Consider the following 17942-nt stretch of genomic DNA (forward strand, 5'->3'; position numbering starts at 1 on the left):
GTGGCTTTCCCCTTCAGTCGTCGGAGGATCTGGAGTGGATCTTCCCGATCTCCGTGATCACCCGGTTGCGCACCGGGTGCTCGAGGTCGAGGATCTTGTCCAGGTCCCAGTGCAGGTAGTAGGCGACGTACGCGACTTCCTCCCAGACCCGGTCGGTCGCGTACGTCACGATCCCCCCGGCGCATCACCCGCGACGTCCACCGCGAAGTCGCTGCCGCAGTTCGGGCAGCTGACGGCGACCTCGGTGTGCCCGTCGGCGTTGATGCGCCGGTAGAGGTCCTGCAGGAACGCCATGTCCGAGGCGAACAGGCTCTCGATCACGAACGTGTCCACGGCGGCCAGGTCGCCGAGCGTGGTGACGGTCCGCTCGAGCAGCAGGACCGTGAGGTACGCCGGGTTGGCGCGCACCCGCTGGTCGGCCTGCGTCGTGAGCTCGTCGCGGGCCGTCGCCAGCCGCATGACCCCCTCGCGGTGCATGCGGCCGTGCTCGTCCACGTACCCACGCGGCAGCGTGAACGGGTACTCGGTGCGCAGCCCGGTCGCCTGCTCGGCCATCGCGGTCACACCGACACCCGCTGGAGGGTCTCGCACACGATCGTGACGGTCTCCATGAGCACGTCGTTGGCGCCCGCCTTCAGCGCGCCGATCTCGACGACCGACGGCCAGGCGTTCTCCATGTGGTAGCGCGCGACGGGCTTGCCGTCGGCGCCGTACATGACGAGCGACGCGCTCTTGCGGGCCGCGATGATGTCGCCCTGGAGCACGGCCTCGTGCCACGCCCACAGCGCCATGTCCGCGGTCTTGCCCCGCTTGAGCTTCACGATCGCGGGCTCGCGCTTGCCGGGCAGCTTCTTGAGGATGAGCTCCTTGTCGGTGGACTCCAGGTGCTCGACCGGCTTCACCTCGGTGGTGATGCCCTGCAGCTCCGAGAACGCGGCGATCTCGTAGCCGTCGATGGTGATCGAGAACCGGGAGGCTGTGATCGGGTCGGTCGTGCCTGCCATGCCTCTTGCTCCTTAGGACGAAAGGGGGTGGGAAAGAGCGTCACTCTTCGAGGCCGGCGCCCTCGGCGAACTGCGAGATGCGGAACACCACGAACTCGGCCGGCTTCACCGGCGCGATGCCGATCTCGACGGTCAGGATCCCCGCGTCCCGGTTCTCCGGAGGGTTGTTCTCCTCGTCGCACTTGACGAAGAACGCCTGCGCGGGCTGGCGGCCGAACAGGGCGCCGTCACGCCACACGCGGCGGAGGAACATCGTGACCGTGCGCTTCACGGAGTCCCACAGCTTCGGGTCGTTCGGCTCGAACACCACCCAGTTCGTACCCTGCAGGATCGACTTCTCGACGTAGTTGAACAGGCGCCGCACGTTGAGGTAGCGCCACTCGGGGTCGCTCGACAGCGTCCGCGCGCCCCAGACCCGGATGCCCTGTCCCCGGAAGCTGCGGATGCAGTTCACGGCGATGGGGTTCAGCACGTCGTGCTCGCCCTTGGTGATGTTCAGCTCGAGGGTGACCGCGCCACGCACGACCTCGTTCGCGGGCGCCTTGTGCACGCCCCGGGTCGTGTCGTTGCGTGCCCAGATGCCTGCCATGTGACCCGACGGCGGGACGAAGACCTGCTTGCCCGCCACCGGGTCGGCGACCTTGATCCACGGCCAGTACATCGCCGCGTACTTCGAGTCGTAGCCGGTGACGTCCATCCGCCAGTCCTTGACCTCCTGGGCGGACAGGCCCGGCGGGGTGTCCAGGACGGCGACGCGGTCGGCCATCAGCTCGCAGTGCGCGATCATCGCGAGCTGTACGGCCTTGACGTCCTCAGTGGACAGCGCGCCGCGCTGGTAGGCGGCCATCAGGTCCGGCACGCACAGCATGGTGACCTCGTCGATGGCCTCCAGGCCACCGAAACCGGTGCGGTCGGCGGAGTTGCCGACGTACGCGCCTGCCTCGACCTTGACGGGAGCCGGCGCCGGCGCGCCTGCCAGCGCGACCTCACCGGGGCGCGGGAGTGCCAGCGCCTTGCCCTTGGTCTCCTCGACGGTGATCAGCTTGGACTGCTGGCGCACCACGGTCGCGACGTTGTTGGTGCCGCGCTTGGTGGTCACGTTGTCGAACGTCTCGACCGGGTTGCCGCCCTGCTTGACGACGAGCTTGAAGGTGTCGTCGCTCTGCTCGCTGGCGGGCGCGACCTCGACGGTCAGGTCACCGGCGTCCTGCGAGCGCGCGGAGATCGTCAGGCCCGGCCGCGACTCCCCGCCCGCGGCGGGCAGCTCGGCGACCGGCAGCGCGACGTGGCCGTTCTCGGAGACGTTGGCGGACTCGCCGCCGACGCGCACGACGTAGGCGGTGCCGCCGCCGTTCTGGAAGTAGCCGTACACGGCGTGGGCGAGGTAGTAGCCCTCGACGAAGTCGCCGAAGCTCGCCTTGAACTGTGTCCAGTTGGTGACGAGCACGGGCTCGTGCAGGGGGCCGCGCTCGGCGAAGCCCACGAAGGCGGCAACCGCGGTGCCCACGGCCTCGATCGGCCGCGAACCCGAGGAAACCTCCTCCATGTACACACCGGGCGCGAGGTAGCTGCTGGCCATCTCGGGTTTCTCCCTCGTTGCGTGGTAAAGCGTCCGCCGCACACGCGGCTTCGATGAGTTTGTTCTTTCCGCACCGCGCGGCTCAGTCGTCGCGGGGCGGTACGGAGGGCGGCCGGTATCGCCCATTGGGGCAGCCGCGGGTGCGCTGCCCTTTGGGGCGGATCCGAGGCACCCAAAGGACGGGCAGCGGACGGTGTTCCCGCTCGTCCGCGCAGGTGACACTCGATGCCGTGATCACCGAGGTTGACGAGGCACTGTGCGTGTTGCTCGGCCGTTCGCTGCCGGAGGGCACGATGGTCCGGCTCGACCCGCCCAAGCCCACGTGGGAGACCGAACGTCCGTCGAACGCGATCGACCTGTTCCTGTACGGGTTGCGTGACGACCGCGACGGGCGCGAGTCGGGGGTGGCCGACCAGCGCAACGAGCGCGGCACCGTGCTGGCGCGGCAGGAGCCGAACCGGCGCTGTTCGCTGTCCTACCTCGTGACCGCGCGGGCCCCCAAGATCAGCGAGGAACACCGGCTGTTGTCGGTGGCGCTGCGTACGATGATGTTCACGGACTCGCTGCCGGGTGACTGCATGCCGAAGGAGCTGGCCGCTGTTGGCGCGCCGGTGTTCATCCGCATCGCCGACACCGATCCCGGTCCACTGTGGAGCAACCTGGGCATGCCGGCACGCGCGGCGTTCGCGATCACGGTCAGCGCGCCGTTCCTGCCGGAGCCGGACACGGACATCGCACCGCCCGCCGAGAAGATCCGCCTGGACGCGAACCAGAAGAAGAAGGCCGCGCCGCGCGGGCCCCTGGCCCCGGCACAGCCACGACAGTGGGTGCGTACGCCGTGAGCGAGGAGGGGTCGTGAGTCAGCCTGCTGCCAAGATGGGCGACAAGGTCGTCGGGACCGACATCCACATCATCATGGTCCCGTCGCCGGGTGGCCCGGTGCCGACGCCGCTGCCACACCCGTTCGCAGGCACGATCACCGGCGGGTGCAGCACCAACGTGATGATCGGCGGGCAGCCCGCCGCGGTGGTGGGCAGCACCGCGACGAACGCGCCGCCGCACGTCCCCCAGGGCGGCCCGTTCCAGGCGCCGCCCACGAACCAGGGCACGATCACGAAGGGCAGCGGCACCGTGCTGATCAACAACAAGCCCGCGGCCCGCACCGGCGACACGGTGATGACGTGCAACGACCCGGCGCCTGCGCCGACCGGCTCGATCGTCGCCGCGGGCACGGTCATGGTCGGCGGCTGAACCTTCCGCCCGAAGTGCTGCCCCTTCGGCCATCGGATGTGTGATCAACCAGGACCTACGGTCTGTTGTGGGGGGCGTGCCGGTTTGCGAAGGAGAGCCATGACGATGGCGGCACTGCTGCCCGAACCACCACCTGCCGCGTACCGCTACACGTTGCCGGCCGGCCCGGTCGCCGGCACCGCCGTCGACATCGGCCACGTCACCGTCACCATCGGGTTGCTGCTCACCGGTGAGCTGGAGGTGCTGGTCGCGTCGGCGCCCGCCGAGGTGAGCAGGGCGGCGGCGCTGGCCGCGGTCGGCGCCGTGGCGCGGGGCGTGATGATCCGCGACCTCGGCTCGGCGACACCGAGCGTGTCGGCCGCCGCAGGACATCTGTTCACCCAGCGGCACCACGACTTCCGCGCGCCGAACACCGTCACGTCGACGGGTGACTGCGCGGTCGACTTCACGCACCGGGCCGACGCCGTTGCGGTGACCGTCAGCGGCGAGCTCACCTACTCGCTGGAGGTCACGGCGGAGCGCCCGCCGTCGGCACGGGCACCGCAGGGCTGGTTCCGCCGCCACGAGAAGGAGCTGGCGTCGATCGGCCTTCTCCTCCTCGTGGCCGTGCCCGTGGTGCCCGCGCACCTCACCGGCTGATCAGTCCACCCTGGACCGCGACCAGTTGCCGTCGGGCTCCTGCCAGGCGGCGTAACCCGGTGGCAGGTCGGCGAAGTCGCAGACGTACGGGTGGTCGGCGACGACGTGGCGCAGGTGCACGACACCGACCTCGGGTCCGCCCGAGCCGTCGAGGAAGCTCCACGATCCGTCGGAGCCGTGGACCACACCCGCCACCGGCGCCGAGCCGTCGATCACCGCGCGGGAGCCGAGCACGAGCGAGTCCGGTGCCGCACCGGGGAACGGCGAGTCGACGAGCTGGTCCAGCCGGGTCCACAGGCTCGGTGGGTGGTCGTCCTTGGGTAACCACAGCGACGGCTGGCGGTTCGCCGAGCCCAACTCCGGCCACACCAGCTGCACCATGGGCAGTGGCCCTCGGTGGAAGTCCAGCCCGTAGGCGAAGAGGTCGGCGTGCCAGGACGAGTGCACCGGCCGGACCGCCAGCGCGTACCCGTCGAGGATCCCGTCGACGGACGTGCCGGGTGCCAGGGAGAGACCGCCGCGCACCCGGTCCCCGACGCGGTTGACCCAGTGGTGCATGTCCGCCAGCCGTAAGCCGAACATGCACACCTCGGGCGCACGCAAGGTGTGCCACATGCCGACGCTGTACGCCCAACCGGGCAACGCCCCGTCCTCGGGCAGGGCGACGACGCTCCACCCGTGGCTCTGTACGTGCCACGCGATGTCGCGCATGTAGTGGTCCATCTCCGCCGGGTCGCCACCCGAGCAGAGCCAGCACTCGCAGTTCACGCGCAGACTGTAAGCCCATGCACCGACAGTGCCGCCGACGTTGTGAAGGACTCCTTCGGAACGCCCAGCGTCAGGAAGGAGTCCTTCAGTGCACTTCCTGCTGTACCAGTAGGCCCCTGTCGTAGGCGATCGCCACTGCCTCCGCCCTGCGGGTGGCGCCCAGTTTCGCCATGATCCGGGACAGGTGGACGCTTACCGTCTTCTCGCTGATGAACAGTTCCTCGCCCACCTGGCGGTTGGTTCGGCCCAGCGCGACCAGCTTCAGCACTGTGCGCTCGCGTGGGGTGAACGGGTCCAGGGTCTCGCGCGGGACCGCGCCGTCCGTCAGCGCCACCCGGCCCCGGCGGGCCAGCTTGCGCAGGGCGTCCCGCAGCGGGCGGGCGTCCAGGCGCGTTGCCACCTCGTCCGCGGTGCGCAGGACACTGGTCGCCTCCTCACGGCGTTCGGCGCCCAGCAGTGCCTCACCCAGACGCCAGCGGCAGATGGCCTGCTCGTAGATCGCGCCGTAGTCGAACGCCGCCACCGCCGCCGCCCACAGCCCGGGGTCGCTCGCCCCACGCAGTCTGCTTTCCTCCGCCTCGGCTCTCGCCACCCATGCGAGGCCCTCCGGGCCCAGTGTCCCCGTGCGGGGTCTGCCGAACTCGGCCGTCTGGCGGGTCAGCTCCACCAGGCGCGTGCCCTCTTCCACCGCCGCGCGCCGTTCCGCCTCGTCCTTGCGGCGCGCCGCCCGTTCGGCCAGGTCCGCGCACAGTGCCGCACCCAGCGCACCCAGCCGGATGTTCACCAGCACCCACTGACCGCCCACGCGCGACGCCCACTCCAGCGCTTCCCGCACCAGTTTCGCGCCCTCTTCCGGTCTGCCCTGCCACAGCGCCAGCTCCGCACCCACGGCCCCCATCGCCGCGCCGATCTGGAAGTCCCTGTGCCACTCCGACCTCAGCTCGGCCGCCAGCCGGGTGGCCTCGGCCAGTCTGCCCCTGCCGACCATCACGTAGCTGCCCACCGCCGCCAGCCTTGCCGACACGGTGCTCGACACCCGCATGCCCGGCGGCTCGGCGGCCGCCTCGCTGTCGTCCCAGTCGCCGGTCGCGTAGCGGGAGATGACCTTCATGGCCCGCAGCTCGAAGCCGTAGGTGCTCCACGCCAGACCGGTGCTCCTGGCCCGGTCGATACCCTCCTCGATGATCCGCACCGCGTCGGCCAACTCGCCCTGCTCGTAGGTGCTGATGCCCAGGTAGTACCTGGCCCGCAGCTCCACGCTCAGCTCGCCGTCGTCGTGTGCCAGGCGGATCGCCTCGCGCAGGCGTTCGCGGCTCTCCTCGGTGCGGCCGTTCTGCTCGTCCAGTGCGGCGAGGGTGACCAGGGCGTCGGCGACCACGCCGGTCTCGTCGCACGCCCTTGCCTCCTGCACGGCCAGCTCGGCGAACTTCCGCGCCTCCTCCGGCTCTCGCATGCTGCGCAGGATCAACGCGTACACCGCGAGGATCCACGACTTCTCACAGTCCGGCGGCCAGCCGTCGACGATCGCCCACGCCTGCTCGATGACCTGCAGCGCCTCCCGCTCCCGGCCCTCGACCACGAACAGCGCGGACGCGAGCCGCCTGCGCATCATCGCCGAGGTCGCCCGGTCGCCGGACTCGTCGGCCAGCTTCACGGCCGAGCGCGCGAACGACACCGCGCGCTCCGGCTCGCCCGACCGGCCCGCCATGTAGGACGCCTTGCGCAGCAGGGTCACCTCGTCCTTGTCCGCAGGCCGGTCGGCGGGCGGGACTGCCTCCCACAGTTTCAGCGCCAGCTCGTAGTAGTCGAGCGACTCGGCGGGCGCACCGGCGTCCTTCGCCTCGCGTGCCGCCGCGATCGACGCCGACAGCGCCTGCGGCAGCTGGTGGCTCTCCATGCTGTGGTGTGCCAGCGCCCCTGCCGCACCACGCGGACCCTGGTTGGCCGCGAGGTTGCGGGCGTACGCGGCGTGCAGGCGGACCCGTTCGCCCGGCAGCAGGTCGCCGTAGACGGCCTCGCGCAGCAACGCGTGCCGGAACGCGTAGACGTCCATCCACTGGTGCTGCTTCGCGACGAACACGTGGTGCTGCACCGCCTCGCGCAGTGCCTCCTCCAGCTCCGGCTCCGGCAGCTCGGACACCGCGAGCAGGTCGGCGTGCGGCACGCGCCGCCCGGACACCGACGCCACGCGGACCACGTGCTGTGCGGTCTCGCTGAGCCGTTCGACCCTGGCGAGCAGCACGTCGACGAGCGTGGCGGGCAGGCTCTCGCCGTCCTCGGTGTAGGCGGCGAGCAGCTCCTCTGCGAAGAACGCGTTGCCCTCCGAGCGGCCGGCGACCTCGCGGACGAGGTCGTCGGGCAGGCCGTCCTCGGCGAGAGCGGTGACGAACTGGCGCGAGTCGGCCGCGCTGAACGGGGTGAGGTCCAGCCGCTCCAGCGCGGGCTGGCGGACCAGCTCGGCGAGCAGCGGGCGCAGTGGGTGGCGGCGGTGCAGGTCGTCGCTGCGGTAGGTGCCCGCGATCATGATCCGCTGCTCGCGCAGCCGCGAGACCAGGAACGACAGGAGTCGCCGCGTCGAGCCGTCTGCCCAGTGCAGGTCCTCGATGATCAGGAGCACGGGGCGGGTCGCGGCGAGGTCGGTGAGCACGCCGTGCACCGCGTCGAAGAGCTGGAGCTGGCCGATGTCCTGCTCGGGCCGGTTGCCGACCCGCCCGCCCGCGCCGGGCACGACGGCGGTGATGGCGGACAGGTTGTTCTCCCTGCGCTCCCTGGTCGGCAGGGAGACGTCGGGGAAGAGCCTGGCCAGCGCGGTGTGGGCGAGCACGGCCTGCTCGCGGTCCGGGATCTGGGACAGCGCTTCGGCGAAGGGCAGGTAGGGAAGGCCGGTCTCCCCGGCGTCCAGGCACCGGCCGACGAGTACGACCGCACCCTTGTCGCGGGCGACGGTGGCCAGCTCCTCGGTGACTCTCGTCTTGCCGACGCCGGCGTCCCCGGAGATCAGGACCGCGGTCGCGGTTCCCTTCGCCGACCGCTCGAACACGGCGCGGAGGCGCTCCAGCTCGCGGTCACGCGCCACCATGGGTATTCCGGATCCCAGACGAGCCACGCCCTGCATCCTGTCACGCCCGACCGGGTCGGGCGCGCGTGATTTTCGGATTGCGAGACGTCGTGTCCACTGGCGGCGCTCCCGGTCTGGTGACAGGACCCTCAGCGTGATGCTGAGGAGGAGCGCGGGGCATCGGTGGTTCACGTCGTTCCGGCACGTGAGGCCGGGTAAGGGGTAACGAGCACGGGCCGGCCACCGAGGCGGTGCTCCGGGGTCAGGAGAGCACCTGGCTGCGAGTCAGACCGGCACAGCCGAACGGTCAGCCTCAGCTGTCGAGGCGACCCTCCTTCACGACTCCGAGGAAGAAGTCCCAGCCCGGCGTCTCGAACGAAACGGCGCCGGCCTCCGGGTTCTTGGAGTCACGCACCGCTGCGCCGATTCCGGCGACCACGAGCTCGACGCAGTCGTTCTGGGCGCCGCTGAAGCTGCTCTTGCGCCAGCGCGCACCGGACAGGTCGGAAACGGTCATACCCTGATCCCTTCGTTCCTTCTCCTTCAGGACAACCGGTTGGCTGTCCTGTCGATTACTTCGACGGTGTCGTCGGGTTTCAACGCCGCCGCACGCAGGTGGTCGAAGATCAACGTGTAGCGCTGCACGTCCTCCGGCTGTTCCAAGTAGACCCCGGAGGTCGAGTACTCGACGTAGACGACGTCGGGATCCGCCTGCTCCGGGAACCCGAGGATGAGGAACGGCGCCTCCATCCCGGCGTGCGCCCCGGCGGAGAACGGCACGACCTGCAGCGTGACGTGCGGCAGCGACGCCAGTTCGACCAGCTGCTTGAGCTGTTCGCGCATGACCTCGGGACCGCCGACCGTCCGCTCCAGCACGCCCTGGTCGAGCACCGCCCAGTACTCCGGCGGGTTCGACTCCTCGGTGAGGAGCTTCTGCCTGCTCAGCCTGGCCCGTACGCGAAGCTCCACATCGGCCTCACCGATGTCCGGCCTGATGGCCCGGATGACGGCGCGTGTGTAGGCCTCGGTCTGGAGCAGCCCGGGGATCAGGAGGGCCTGGTGGGTGTGCAGGAACGACGCGTCTGCCTCGAGACCGACGAAGGCACCGGTGAACGCCTCGTTGAAGGCGTGCCACCAACCCTTCTTGCGTGCCTCACGCGCCAGCTGCACGAGCGTGTCGCGCTCCTCGTCGCTCACGCCGTACACCTCGAGCATGTCCCGAACGTCGCGCGGGGTCACGCCGACGTGTCCAGTCTCGATGCGACTGATCTTCGACGCCGAGCACTCGAGCTTCTCGCCGACCTCGTCGATCGTCAGGTTCGCGTTCTCGCGCAGCTCCCGCAGCCTGGCCGCCAGCCGACGACGGCGCACCGTCGGGCTTGGACCTCGCGACATGGTTCACCTCTTCAGTGGATGGAATGCGGAAACTGATGTTCTCACTTGGACGGGTCCCATCACGAGGAGTACTCGCAAACGCCGACCAAGCGTGTACGCAGAGCGTAGGCGACCGCACGACATCCACGCGTCCTTCACCCAATCGTGTGGTGCAAGTTGCAATATGCGGCTGGCGCAGCGCAAGCTGCTTGCGAACTCGAACGGTGTCGTGGAAGGCCGGTCATTCGAGTGCCTGTCCGGGTGGCAACTTGACGCGTGGGTCGAGGCGCCACAACCCGAACCGGACAGAGAGTAACTCTTCACTGCACACCACAGGGAGTCACGGTGAGTAGTAGTCCGATCTTTGGCCAGTTGGAGAGATCCCTGGCCGACTACCTGACGGGCATCACGTACCGCGCGCAGTTCGGCGACCAGAGGACCGCCGCGACCGTCGCCAGGTGCGAGCTGCCCCGTCTGGTCACGGCTCTGCGGGCGGTGCTCGACGAGCACGCGCCCGACGAGTCCGGCCGCTGCAACCGATGCCGCACCAACCGGCTCGGCCGTGCGCCCGCACCGTGCCGCGCCTACCTCTCCGCCCACTTGTGCCTGGTGGCGACCGACGAGGACTCTCCGGCGGACGCCGAGGACACGCCGGTGCCCGTCAGGAGGCAGGTCGCGCTCGGCAGCTGACGACGGATCAGCGACGCGACCGACCCCGCAGTTCCCGGACCGTGGCAGTGCCCATCTGACGGCCACCGCGGTTCGGTCCGGACGGCACGCTTTCCCCGTCTCTCCCCGTGCCGCCCGGCGTGCGGCGGGTCTGGGACCGCCCCCCGACCGGTCCCGGACCCGCCCCCAGCTCCTCGGACAACCCGTCAGACGTCTGTCCATATGCGATTCGCTTTCAGCATGCCTTGACCCAGCTGCATTCCAGTTCGGACACTGCCGAGGACGGCGAGGTCGATGGTATGACCATCCGAGCCGTGCTCCCTTCCTGCGCCAACCGGACGGCGACCGCGTCCTCGAGGTTCTTGAGCGTCACCCCGAGGCCGTTGTTGGTCACCATCGAGAACACCCACTGCTGCCCGTCAGCCGTCGTCACGTAGCCCGAGAGACTGCTCACGCCGGTGAGCGAGCCGGTCTTCGCGTGCACGTTTCCCTCAGCCGGGGTACCCCTCATGCGGCTGCGCAGGGTGCCACCGACGAGCTTGTCCGTCTCGCCCGCGATCGGCAGCGCCTCGTACCAGTCGTGGAACCACGGCCTGTTGCGCGCGGCACCCAGCAGGGACACCAGCTGGTCGGGTGAGATCTGGTCCATCCTGGACAGGCCGGAACCGTCCCGGAGGGACACCCTGGCCGGGTTGATGCCGTACGCGGAGAGCTTGCTCGAGACGGCGTCGAGGCCCGCGGTCCAGGTGCCCTGGTCGCTCGTGGCACGACCCATGGCCTTGACGAGGATCTCGGCGTGCAGGTTGTTGGACAGCTTCAGGAACGGCACGAGCAGCTCGCGCAGCGGCATCGACGTCCTGGTCGCGACGACGGTCGCGGCCGCGGGCACCGCTCCCCTGGTGGTCTGACCGACCACCTGCACGCCGTGCCTGCCGAGCGCGGCACGGAACAGGGAGGCCGCGAAGTCGGTGGGCTCCCAGACCGCCATCCACTCGCTCGTGGTGGCGCCACCCGAGGGGATGGACCCTGTCACGGTGAAGGTGTTCGTGCCGTGCACGCGGTCGACACTGATCGTGTTGGCCGAACCAGCCGGTCCGGTGACAGCGGTGTTCGCGACGGTCACGTAGTCGGTGGGTGGCTCGGTCGTCACGACGGCCTTGCCGTTCGGACCCGGCGCGACCCTGACGATGATCGAGCCCGCGTCGTAGTCGGTGTCCGGCGCCACGGTCAGGGCGGACACCTGCGCGTTGTAGTAGTACGGCTCGTCGTCCCACGCCCACGAGACGCCCTGGCGGACGTCGTCGAACCACGTGTCGTCGGCGACGAGCCGGCCCGTCACGACACGCAGGCCGGCGTCGGCGACCTTCGCGGCGAGCGCGTCGTAGTCGGCGGCCAGCATGGTCGGGTCGCCGGTGCCCCGCAGGACGAGGTCGCCGTGGAGGACCGCGCCCCGACGGCTGCCCGCGGCGTGCACGGTGGTGGAGAACCGGTAGTCGGGGCCGAGGACGTCGAGCGCGGTGGCGGAGGTGACGAGCTTCTCGTTGGACGCCGGCTGTCGCCGCCGGTCAGAGGCGTGGTTGTAGACGAGCTCGCCGTCGGCGGTGCGCACGACGAGGCCGGGGTCCGACCCGTCCATGCCGGGCGAGGCGAGAATGGCGTCGAGGTCGGCGGTGAGCGCGCCCCGGTCCTGTGCTGACACAGGAGAGGCACCACCGAAGACCAATGCGATCAGGGCCAACAGGCCGACCAAGCGGGCACGCACAGGCGTCTCCAAGCGTCGCAGGGCTACTCGTGAAGAATCGTCCTACCCCGCGACGGTGTTGACAATCGCCCACATGTCGGCTCAGTCGGGTATAACCCGCAGCAGCCCCTCCTGTACGACGGTCGCGATCAGCGTGCCGTCCTGGCCGAAGAACCGGCCGGTGGCCAGGCCGCGCGCGCCGGAGGCGGTCGGCGAGACGCTGTCGTAGAGGAACCACTCGTCGGCGCGGAACGGCCGGTGGAACCACAGCGCGTGGTCGAGACTCGCGCCGAGCACGTTGTCGAAGCCCCAGTAGACGCCGTGCCGCACGAGGATCGAGTCGAGCAGCGTCATGTCCGACGCGTAGGTCAGCACGCACACGTGCAGCAGGTCGTCGTCGGGCAGGACGCCGTCGGCACGCATCCACACCTGGTTGCGGGCCTCGTTGGGACCCTGCCCGCGCATCTCCCACGGCGGCCGGGTGACGTAGCGGACGTCGATCGGGCGCGGCATGGTCGCCGCGGGTCCGAGCTTCTCGATGTACTCGCGCATGCTGTCCTGGCGCGACGGGAGGTCGTCGGGCGGCGGCACGTCCGGCATGGTCTCCGCGTGCTCGACACCCTGCTCGACCAGCTGGAACGACGCCGAGAGGGCGAAGATCGCCTTGCCGTGCTGGATCGCGACCACACGGCGGGTGGTGAACGACCGGCCGTCACGGATCCGGTCGACGTCGTACACGATCGGCACACTGGGATCGCCCGGTCGGATGAAGTACGCGTGCAGAGAGTGCACCTTGCGTTCCGGCGGCACGGTCCGGCCCGCGGCCACCAGCGCCTGACCGGCCACCTGCCCACCGAACACGCGGACGGTCGAGTGCGCCGGGCTCACGCCTCGGAAGATGTTCTCCTCGATGTTCTCGAGGTCCAGGAGCGCGACCAGCCGGTCCAGTACCGGCTGGCCACGCTGCGCCATGGCCGCGTCGAGATCAGCGGCTGCCTGACGTGCCGCTTCGGTCAACTGAAACCTCCGAGCCGGAAACGGGCTCTCAGGCGTGGTCTTCCTCGCCGAGCCTGTGGACTCGGATGAGGTTAGTCGAGCCGACGGTCCCTGGCGGGGAGCCTGCGACGACCACCACGAGATCACCCGGCTGGTACCGGCCGATGGACAGCATCGAGTTGTCGACCTGGCGGACCATGCGGTCGGTCGTGTCCACCTCGGGCACCATGAACGTCTCGACGCCCCACGTCAGCGACAGTTGGCTACGCACGGACGGCTCCGGGGTGAACGCCAGGAGCGGCAGGTGCGTGTGCAGCCGCGCGAGCCGCCGGACGGTGTCGCCGGACTGGGTGAACGCGACCAGGGCCTTCGCGTTGAGGCGTTCGCCGATGTCGCGGGCCGCGTAGGAGATCACGCCGCGCTTGGTCCTCGGGACGTGGGCCAGGGGCGGCGCCACCGTCGACTCGGCCTCGACCGCCTCGATGATGCGGCCCATGGTCCGGACCGCCTCGATCGGGTAGCGGCCCACGCTGCTCTCGCCGGACAGCATGACCGCGTCCGCGCCGTCGATCACGGCGTTGGCGACGTCGGAGACCTCGGCGCGCGTCGGGCGCGAGTTCTGGATCATGGACTCCAGCATCTGGGTCGCCACGATCACCGGCTTGGCGTTCTCGCGCGCGATCTGGATCGTGCGCTTCTGCACCAGCGGCACCTGCTCGAGCGGCAGCTCGACACCCAGGTCACCACGGGCGACCATGACCGCGTCGAACGCCAGGACGATCGCCTCGAGGTTCGAGACGGCCTCCGGCTTCTCCAGCTTGGCGATCACCGGCAGGCGGCCGCGGCCGACCCGGTCCATGACCTGGTGCACGAGGTCGATGTCGGCCGGCGAGCGCACGAAGGACAGCGCGACGAAGTCCACGCCGAGCTGGAGCGCGAACTCCAGGTCCTCGATGTCCTTCTCGGACATCGCGGGCACGGAGACGTCCATGCCGGGCAGTGAGATGCCCTTGTTGTTGCTGACCTTGCCGCCCTCGGTGACCTCGCAGACCACGTCGGGGCCCTCGACGGACCGCACCGTCAGGCCGATGTTGCCGTCGTCCACCAGGAGGCGGTCGCCCGCCTTCGCGTCCTTGGCCAGCCCCTTGTAGGTGGTGGAGACGCGGTCGTGGGTGCCCTCGATGTCCTCGACGGTGATGCGTACGACGTCACCGATCCGCCACTCGGCCTTGCCGCCCGCGAACGTGCCGAGGCGGATCTTGGGGCCCTGCAGGTCGGCCATGATGCCGACGGCCCGCCCCGACTCGTCGGCAGCGGCGCGCACGAGGTCGTAGACCTGCTTGTGGTCACTCTGGCTGCCGTGGCTGAAGTTCATTCTCGCGACGTCCATGCCGGCCGCGACCAGGTCGCGCACCTTCTCCGGGGTGGCCGTCGCTGGCCCCAGAGTGCAGACAATCTTCGCTCGTCGACTCACGGGACCGTAGCTTAGCTCTCCTTGCTGGAACGATCCCGAACTACTGGCCAGTAACCCCGGGATCGATCCAGAAAGTTATCCGGGAGTTGGTCCACTGGCCTCCTCGTCCGGCCCGGGAACTCGCTGCAACCTCCCACCCCCTGTTCCCCCTATCAACAGTGAAGGGGGCACGGCACCGGGCCACGCCCCGAAGACGAGGAGGATCCCTTGCCAGGACGAGGGGCACGGATCGGGCTGGTCGCGGCTGGTTTCGTGATCGTGGCGGGAGCGGTGACGGGGACGGCGATCGCCGCGACAGGCGGACCGGCGACGACCCCGCCCGCGACGGGCGGACCGGCGACGACCCCGCCGGCCACCAAGGTCCCCGACACGGCGCCGACCAAGACCACGGTTCCCGGCACGACGCCGGCGACCAAGGCTCCGGACACGACACCGCCCGCCACCGAACAGCCCGAGACCACGCCGTCGCCGACCAAGAGCACGGCTCGGTGACACTGGACGCCGTGAACCGAGATGCCGGGCGGGGCTCGTCGTGGGACGACGAGTTCGCCCGGTATGTCGGTGTGCGGGCACGGACGCTGCGGGCCACCGCGTACTCGATGTGCGGCGACTGGCACCACGCCGAGGACATCACGCAGATCGCGCTGCTCACGCTGTACCGCGTCTGGCCGAGGATCGACGACGAGACCCGCGACGCCTACGTCCGCAAGGTGCTGCTGCGGGTCTACCTCGACGACCGCAGGCGGTCGTGGCGCAGCCGTGAGCAGCTGACCGACGTGGTGCCCGAGAACAGTGTGGAACCCCAGGGCTTCGAGGACCGGACGCTCGTGCTGAGGGCGCTGTCCGGCATGGCGCCCAGGCAGCAGGAGGTGCTGGTGCTCCGGTACCTGCACGACCTGAGCGTCGAGGAGACCGCCGAGGAGCTCGGCCTGTCGACCGGGACGGTGAAGAGCCAGAGCGCTCGCGGTCTCGCCACGCTCCGCAAGCGGCTCGGTCCGCACTTCCCGGTGCTGGTCGCCGCGGCGGCGACCGTCGCGGCGATCATCGCGATCGTCCTCGGCATCGCGTTGGCCACCACACCACCCGGTCCGGTCGAACCGGCGGTGCCACCGTCGGGGACGACGGCACCGCGCACCTCGCCGAACACCACGCCGCCTGCCACGAAGAGCCCGGAAGGCCCGGTGAAGACGCCTTAGCGGCGCGGTACCTCCGAGACGCCGACGTGGTCGCGGGCCCACTCGTTGATGTCACGCAGCCCTCGGAAGGCCCTGCGCACACGGCTGAGGGTCTCGCGCTCGTGCAGCGCGTCGTCCGGCGGCCAGACCCGCATGGCGTACAGGGCCTTGTGCCGCAACAGGTCGATGCGCGGGTGGTCGACGTCGTAGCCGCGCGGTTTCGTCCTCAGCCGCTCGCCCCTGATCTCCCAGCCGGTCTTCTCCAGCTTCGCGACGATGTCCGCCAGGGCCTTGCCGTGGAGGTCCTCCGCGACGGCCGTACGGAAGCGGGCGAGCTGGTCGGTCTGGAGGTGGAAGCAGCCACCGCCGACGCGCAGCCCCGGCGGGCCGACCTCCACGTAGTAGGCACCCGCGCCGCGGCCGTGCTCGATCACGCCGCCGCAGTGGGTCTTGTACGGGGTCTTGTCCTTCGCGAACCGGACATCGCGGTACGGACGGAACACGGTGACACGGCTGGCGTCGTCGGCGAACTCCGGCGCCAGCTCACTGAGCAGCTCCTCCATCGGCGCGCGGACGTCCGCCGCGTAGAGGTGCTTGTTGTCCTCCCAGTACGACTTCGAGTTGTCCACCTCGAGGCCGTCGTAGAAGTCGATCGCGTGCTCGCCGAAACCGCTGAACCCCATGGGCCACAAGTATGCGGACCGAGGACGCGGACACGTCGGTCGGGGGGATGACAACTACGCTTGTCGCATGTTCTCAGTGGACGGTCGGACACTGCGCTGCGAGGACGTGCGGCAGGTGGCCGAGGAGAACGTCGCGGTCACGGTGGACGAGGCGGCGATGCGCCGCGCGGCGGACGCGTGGCGGTTGGTGACGGACCTGTCGGCGCGCCGCGAGATCTACGGCAGGACGACCGGGGTGGGCGCGAACCGCGACCTGACCATCGACGCGGACTCGAGCCCGGAGCACGGGCGCAGGCTGTTGCGCAGCCACGCGGGCGGCGCGGGCGACCTGCTGCCCTCGGCGCACGTGCGGGCCATGATGCTGATCCGCCTGAACCAGTTGGCCGCGGGTGGTTCCGGTGCGCACCCCAGGCTGCTGACGGCGTTGGCCGACGCGTTGACGAGCGGTGCGCTCCCCCGTGTGCACGCGACGGGCGCGATCGGCACCGGCGACCTGACGGTGCTCGCGGAGACCGGACTGACGCTGGCGGGCGAGCGCCCGTGGGCGATGGGGCACCTCGCGCCGATCCCGCTGGACACGGCCGACGCGCTGGCGTTCATGAGCAGCAACGCGTCGACGCTCGCCGAGGCGGTGCTCGCGTGCCTGTCGCTCGAGCGGCTGCTGCGGGCGAGCCACGTCGTGACGGCGCTGTCGTACGTGGTGCTGGGTGGTTCGCCGGAGGCGTACGCGACGGCCGTGCACGCCGCGAAGCCGCACCCCGGCCAGGTGTGGTGCGCGGCGGAGATGCGGCGGCTGCTCGGCATGGCGGGGACGACCCCGCCGCCGGGGCGCCGGATCCAGGACCCGTACGGGTTGCGTGCGTTCCCGCAGGTGCAGGGTCCGGCGGTGGACGCGCTGGCGTACCTGCGCAACGTGCTGACGGTGGAGATCAACGCGAGCGCCGAGAACCCGATGGTGTCGCTGGCCGCCGGGGACGTGTACCACCACGCCCACTTCCACATGGCCTACCTGGCGACGGCCCTGGACCAGGCCCGCGCGACGGTCCACCACGTGGCGGAGCTGTCGGCGGCGCGGCTGGGTGACCTCGTGGAGCCGTCGTTCACGGACCTGCCCGCGTTCCTGGCGGACGGGCCGCCGGGCAGCTCCGGGGTGATGATCCTGGAGTACGTGGCGCACGACGCGCTGGCGTCGCTTCGCCAGGTGGCGCTCCCGGTCACCCTCGGCACGGCGGTGGTGTCCCGTGGCGTCGAGGACCACGCGAGCTTCTCGACGCAGGCGGCGCGCCAGGCACGCGCGGCAGCGGACGCCTACCGGCAGGTGCTGGCGTGCGAGCTGGTCGCGGCCGTCCGGGCACTGCACATGCGTCCCGCGGACCTGGTCGACCTCCCCGTCCGCGACGCGTTCGACCTCGCCGACGCCACCCTGGACCGGGAGACCGCCGACCGCCCGTTCTCGGACGACCTGACCAAGGCCGCGGCACTGCTGGAGACCCTCGCCGACATCTGACATGGGCGTGACTACTGGAGGACT

At 70.3% G+C, this 17942-nt stretch carries 19 protein-coding genes; 7 read left to right on the forward strand and 12 right to left on the reverse strand.

All coding sequences use genetic code 11. From position 1 onward, the window contains the following. Positions 1–13 precede the first annotated feature (13 nt). Genes CLV71_RS47980 through CLV71_RS27955 form a run of 4 tightly spaced genes read right to left on the reverse strand, consistent with a single transcriptional unit; the run spans position 14 to position 2583 of the window. On the reverse strand, positions 14–169 hold the full coding sequence (locus CLV71_RS47980) for a DUF6760 family protein (RefSeq protein WP_166664286.1): 156 nt from the start codon (positions 167–169) through the stop codon (positions 14–16). After that, positions 166–555 carry a phage tail assembly protein gene (locus tag CLV71_RS27945; RefSeq protein ID WP_133906049.1) on the reverse strand — a complete coding sequence of 130 codons (390 nt, stop codon included), beginning with the start codon at positions 553–555 and terminating at the stop codon, positions 166–168. Before CLV71_RS27945 ends, CLV71_RS47980 begins: the two co-directional genes overlap by 4 nt. Positions 556–560: 5 nt before the next feature. Next, a complete protein-coding gene (locus tag CLV71_RS27950) occupies positions 561–1004 on the reverse strand; it encodes a phage tail protein (RefSeq protein WP_133905845.1) in 444 nt (147 codons plus the stop codon). Positions 1005–1044: 40 nt separating this feature from the next. Then, positions 1045–2583, reverse strand: coding sequence for a phage tail sheath family protein (locus tag CLV71_RS27955; protein ID WP_133905846.1), 1539 nt, complete (start codon positions 2581–2583; stop codon positions 1045–1047). Positions 2584–2813: 230 nt separating this feature from the next. On the opposite strand from CLV71_RS27955, the gene CLV71_RS27960 reads away from it, so the two are divergent. The 3 genes from CLV71_RS27960 to CLV71_RS27970 all read left to right on the forward strand — a co-directional run bounded on the left by CLV71_RS27960 (position 2814) and on the right by CLV71_RS27970 (position 4473). Then, entirely contained in the window at positions 2814–3425 is a 612-nt protein-coding gene (locus CLV71_RS27960; protein WP_133905847.1) for a Pvc16 family protein, read from the forward strand. 13 nt (positions 3426–3438) lie between these two features. Beyond that, entirely contained in the window at positions 3439–3834 is a 396-nt protein-coding gene (locus tag CLV71_RS27965; RefSeq protein WP_133905848.1) for a PAAR domain-containing protein, read from the forward strand. A gap of 99 nt (positions 3835–3933) precedes the next feature. Continuing rightward, complete coding sequence (locus CLV71_RS27970; protein WP_133905849.1) at positions 3934–4473, forward strand: hypothetical protein; 540 nt, start codon at positions 3934–3936, stop codon at positions 4471–4473. Here CLV71_RS27970 and CLV71_RS27975 read toward each other — a convergent pair whose 3' ends face one another. From CLV71_RS27975 to CLV71_RS27990, 4 genes are all read right to left on the reverse strand, one after another. Beyond that, positions 4474–5241, reverse strand: a complete 768-nt coding sequence (locus CLV71_RS27975) for a DUF4262 domain-containing protein (RefSeq protein WP_133905850.1) — start codon at positions 5239–5241, stop codon at positions 4474–4476. 85 nt (positions 5242–5326) lie between these two features. Further along, positions 5327–8356, reverse strand: coding sequence for a helix-turn-helix transcriptional regulator (locus CLV71_RS27980; protein WP_133905851.1), 3030 nt, complete (start codon positions 8354–8356; stop codon positions 5327–5329). A 256-nt stretch (positions 8357–8612) separates the two neighbouring features. Then, positions 8613–8816 (reverse strand): DUF397 domain-containing protein, encoded by a 204-nt coding sequence (locus tag CLV71_RS27985; protein ID WP_133905852.1) that lies wholly within the window; start codon positions 8814–8816, stop codon positions 8613–8615. Between the two features lie 26 nt (positions 8817–8842). Then, positions 8843–9694, reverse strand: a complete 852-nt coding sequence (locus CLV71_RS27990) for a helix-turn-helix domain-containing protein (RefSeq protein ID WP_133905853.1) — start codon at positions 9692–9694, stop codon at positions 8843–8845. A gap of 351 nt (positions 9695–10045) precedes the next feature. Between CLV71_RS27990 and CLV71_RS27995 the strand changes: the two genes are divergently transcribed. Beyond that, positions 10046–10363, forward strand: a complete 318-nt coding sequence (locus CLV71_RS27995; protein WP_133905854.1) for a hypothetical protein — start codon at positions 10046–10048, stop codon at positions 10361–10363. A gap of 214 nt (positions 10364–10577) precedes the next feature. Here CLV71_RS27995 and dacB read toward each other — a convergent pair whose 3' ends face one another. The 3 genes from dacB to pyk form a co-directional block, all read right to left on the reverse strand. Next, positions 10578–12041: a D-alanyl-D-alanine carboxypeptidase/D-alanyl-D-alanine endopeptidase gene (gene dacB, locus CLV71_RS28000; protein WP_243866745.1), complete on the reverse strand. Its 1464-nt coding sequence runs from the start codon at positions 12039–12041 to the stop codon at positions 10578–10580. 144 nt (positions 12042–12185) lie between these two features. Next, a complete protein-coding gene (gene tesB / locus CLV71_RS28005) occupies positions 12186–13100 on the reverse strand; it encodes an acyl-CoA thioesterase II (protein WP_133905855.1) in 915 nt (304 codons plus the stop codon). 28 nt (positions 13101–13128) lie between these two features. Then, a complete protein-coding gene (gene pyk / locus CLV71_RS28010; protein ID WP_133905856.1) occupies positions 13129–14553 on the reverse strand; it encodes a pyruvate kinase in 1425 nt (474 codons plus the stop codon). A gap of 207 nt (positions 14554–14760) precedes the next feature. Between pyk and CLV71_RS28015 the strand changes: the two genes are divergently transcribed. Next, positions 14761–15045 (forward strand): superantigen-like protein SSL4, encoded by a 285-nt coding sequence (locus CLV71_RS28015; protein WP_133905857.1) that lies wholly within the window; start codon positions 14761–14763, stop codon positions 15043–15045. Positions 15046–15056: 11 nt separating this feature from the next. Then, on the forward strand, positions 15057–15749 hold the full coding sequence (locus CLV71_RS28020; protein WP_341771676.1) for a SigE family RNA polymerase sigma factor: 693 nt from the start codon (positions 15057–15059) through the stop codon (positions 15747–15749). Here the strand turns inward: CLV71_RS28020 and CLV71_RS28025 are convergent. Beyond that, the gene (locus tag CLV71_RS28025) at positions 15746–16411 is read right to left on the reverse strand and encodes a DUF2461 domain-containing protein (RefSeq protein ID WP_133905859.1); all 666 of its coding nucleotides are present in this window, start codon (positions 16409–16411) and stop codon (positions 15746–15748) included. The two genes, CLV71_RS28020 and CLV71_RS28025, sit on opposite strands and share 4 nt — an antisense overlap. 67 nt (positions 16412–16478) lie before the next feature. Here CLV71_RS28025 and CLV71_RS28030 point away from each other — a divergent pair, with 67 nt between their 5' ends. Continuing rightward, complete coding sequence (locus tag CLV71_RS28030; RefSeq protein ID WP_133905860.1) at positions 16479–17918, forward strand: aromatic amino acid ammonia-lyase; 1440 nt, start codon at positions 16479–16481, stop codon at positions 17916–17918. Positions 17919–17942: the final 24 nt, after the last annotated feature.

The sequence above is a fragment of the Actinophytocola oryzae genome (assembly GCF_004364325.1).
Classification (GTDB): Bacteria; Actinomycetota; Actinomycetes; order Mycobacteriales; family Pseudonocardiaceae; genus Actinophytocola; species Actinophytocola oryzae.

Excerpts from the sequence above, each read along its gene's own strand:
- CLV71_RS27945 (WP_133906049.1), bottom strand. The coding sequence starts at position 555 with ATGGCCGAGCAGGCGACCGGGCTGCGCACCGAGTACCCGTTCACGCTG.
- CLV71_RS27950 (WP_133905845.1), bottom strand. The coding sequence starts at position 1,004 with ATGGCAGGCACGACCGACCCGATCACAGCCTCCCGGTTCTCGATCACC.
- CLV71_RS27955 (WP_133905846.1), bottom strand. The coding sequence starts at position 2,583 with ATGGCCAGCAGCTACCTCGCGCCCGGTGTGTACATGGAGGAGGTTTCC.
- CLV71_RS27970 (WP_133905849.1), top strand. The coding sequence starts at position 3,934 with ATGACGATGGCGGCACTGCTGCCCGAACCACCACCTGCCGCGTACCGC.
- CLV71_RS27980 (WP_133905851.1), bottom strand. The coding sequence starts at position 8,356 with ATGCAGGGCGTGGCTCGTCTGGGATCCGGAATACCCATGGTGGCGCGT.
- CLV71_RS27985 (WP_133905852.1), bottom strand. The coding sequence starts at position 8,816 with ATGACCGTTTCCGACCTGTCCGGTGCGCGCTGGCGCAAGAGCAGCTTC.
- CLV71_RS27990 (WP_133905853.1), bottom strand. The coding sequence starts at position 9,694 with ATGTCGCGAGGTCCAAGCCCGACGGTGCGCCGTCGTCGGCTGGCGGCC.
- CLV71_RS28025 (WP_133905859.1), bottom strand. The coding sequence starts at position 16,411 with ATGGGGTTCAGCGGTTTCGGCGAGCACGCGATCGACTTCTACGACGGC.
- CLV71_RS28030 (WP_133905860.1), top strand. The coding sequence starts at position 16,479 with ATGTTCTCAGTGGACGGTCGGACACTGCGCTGCGAGGACGTGCGGCAG.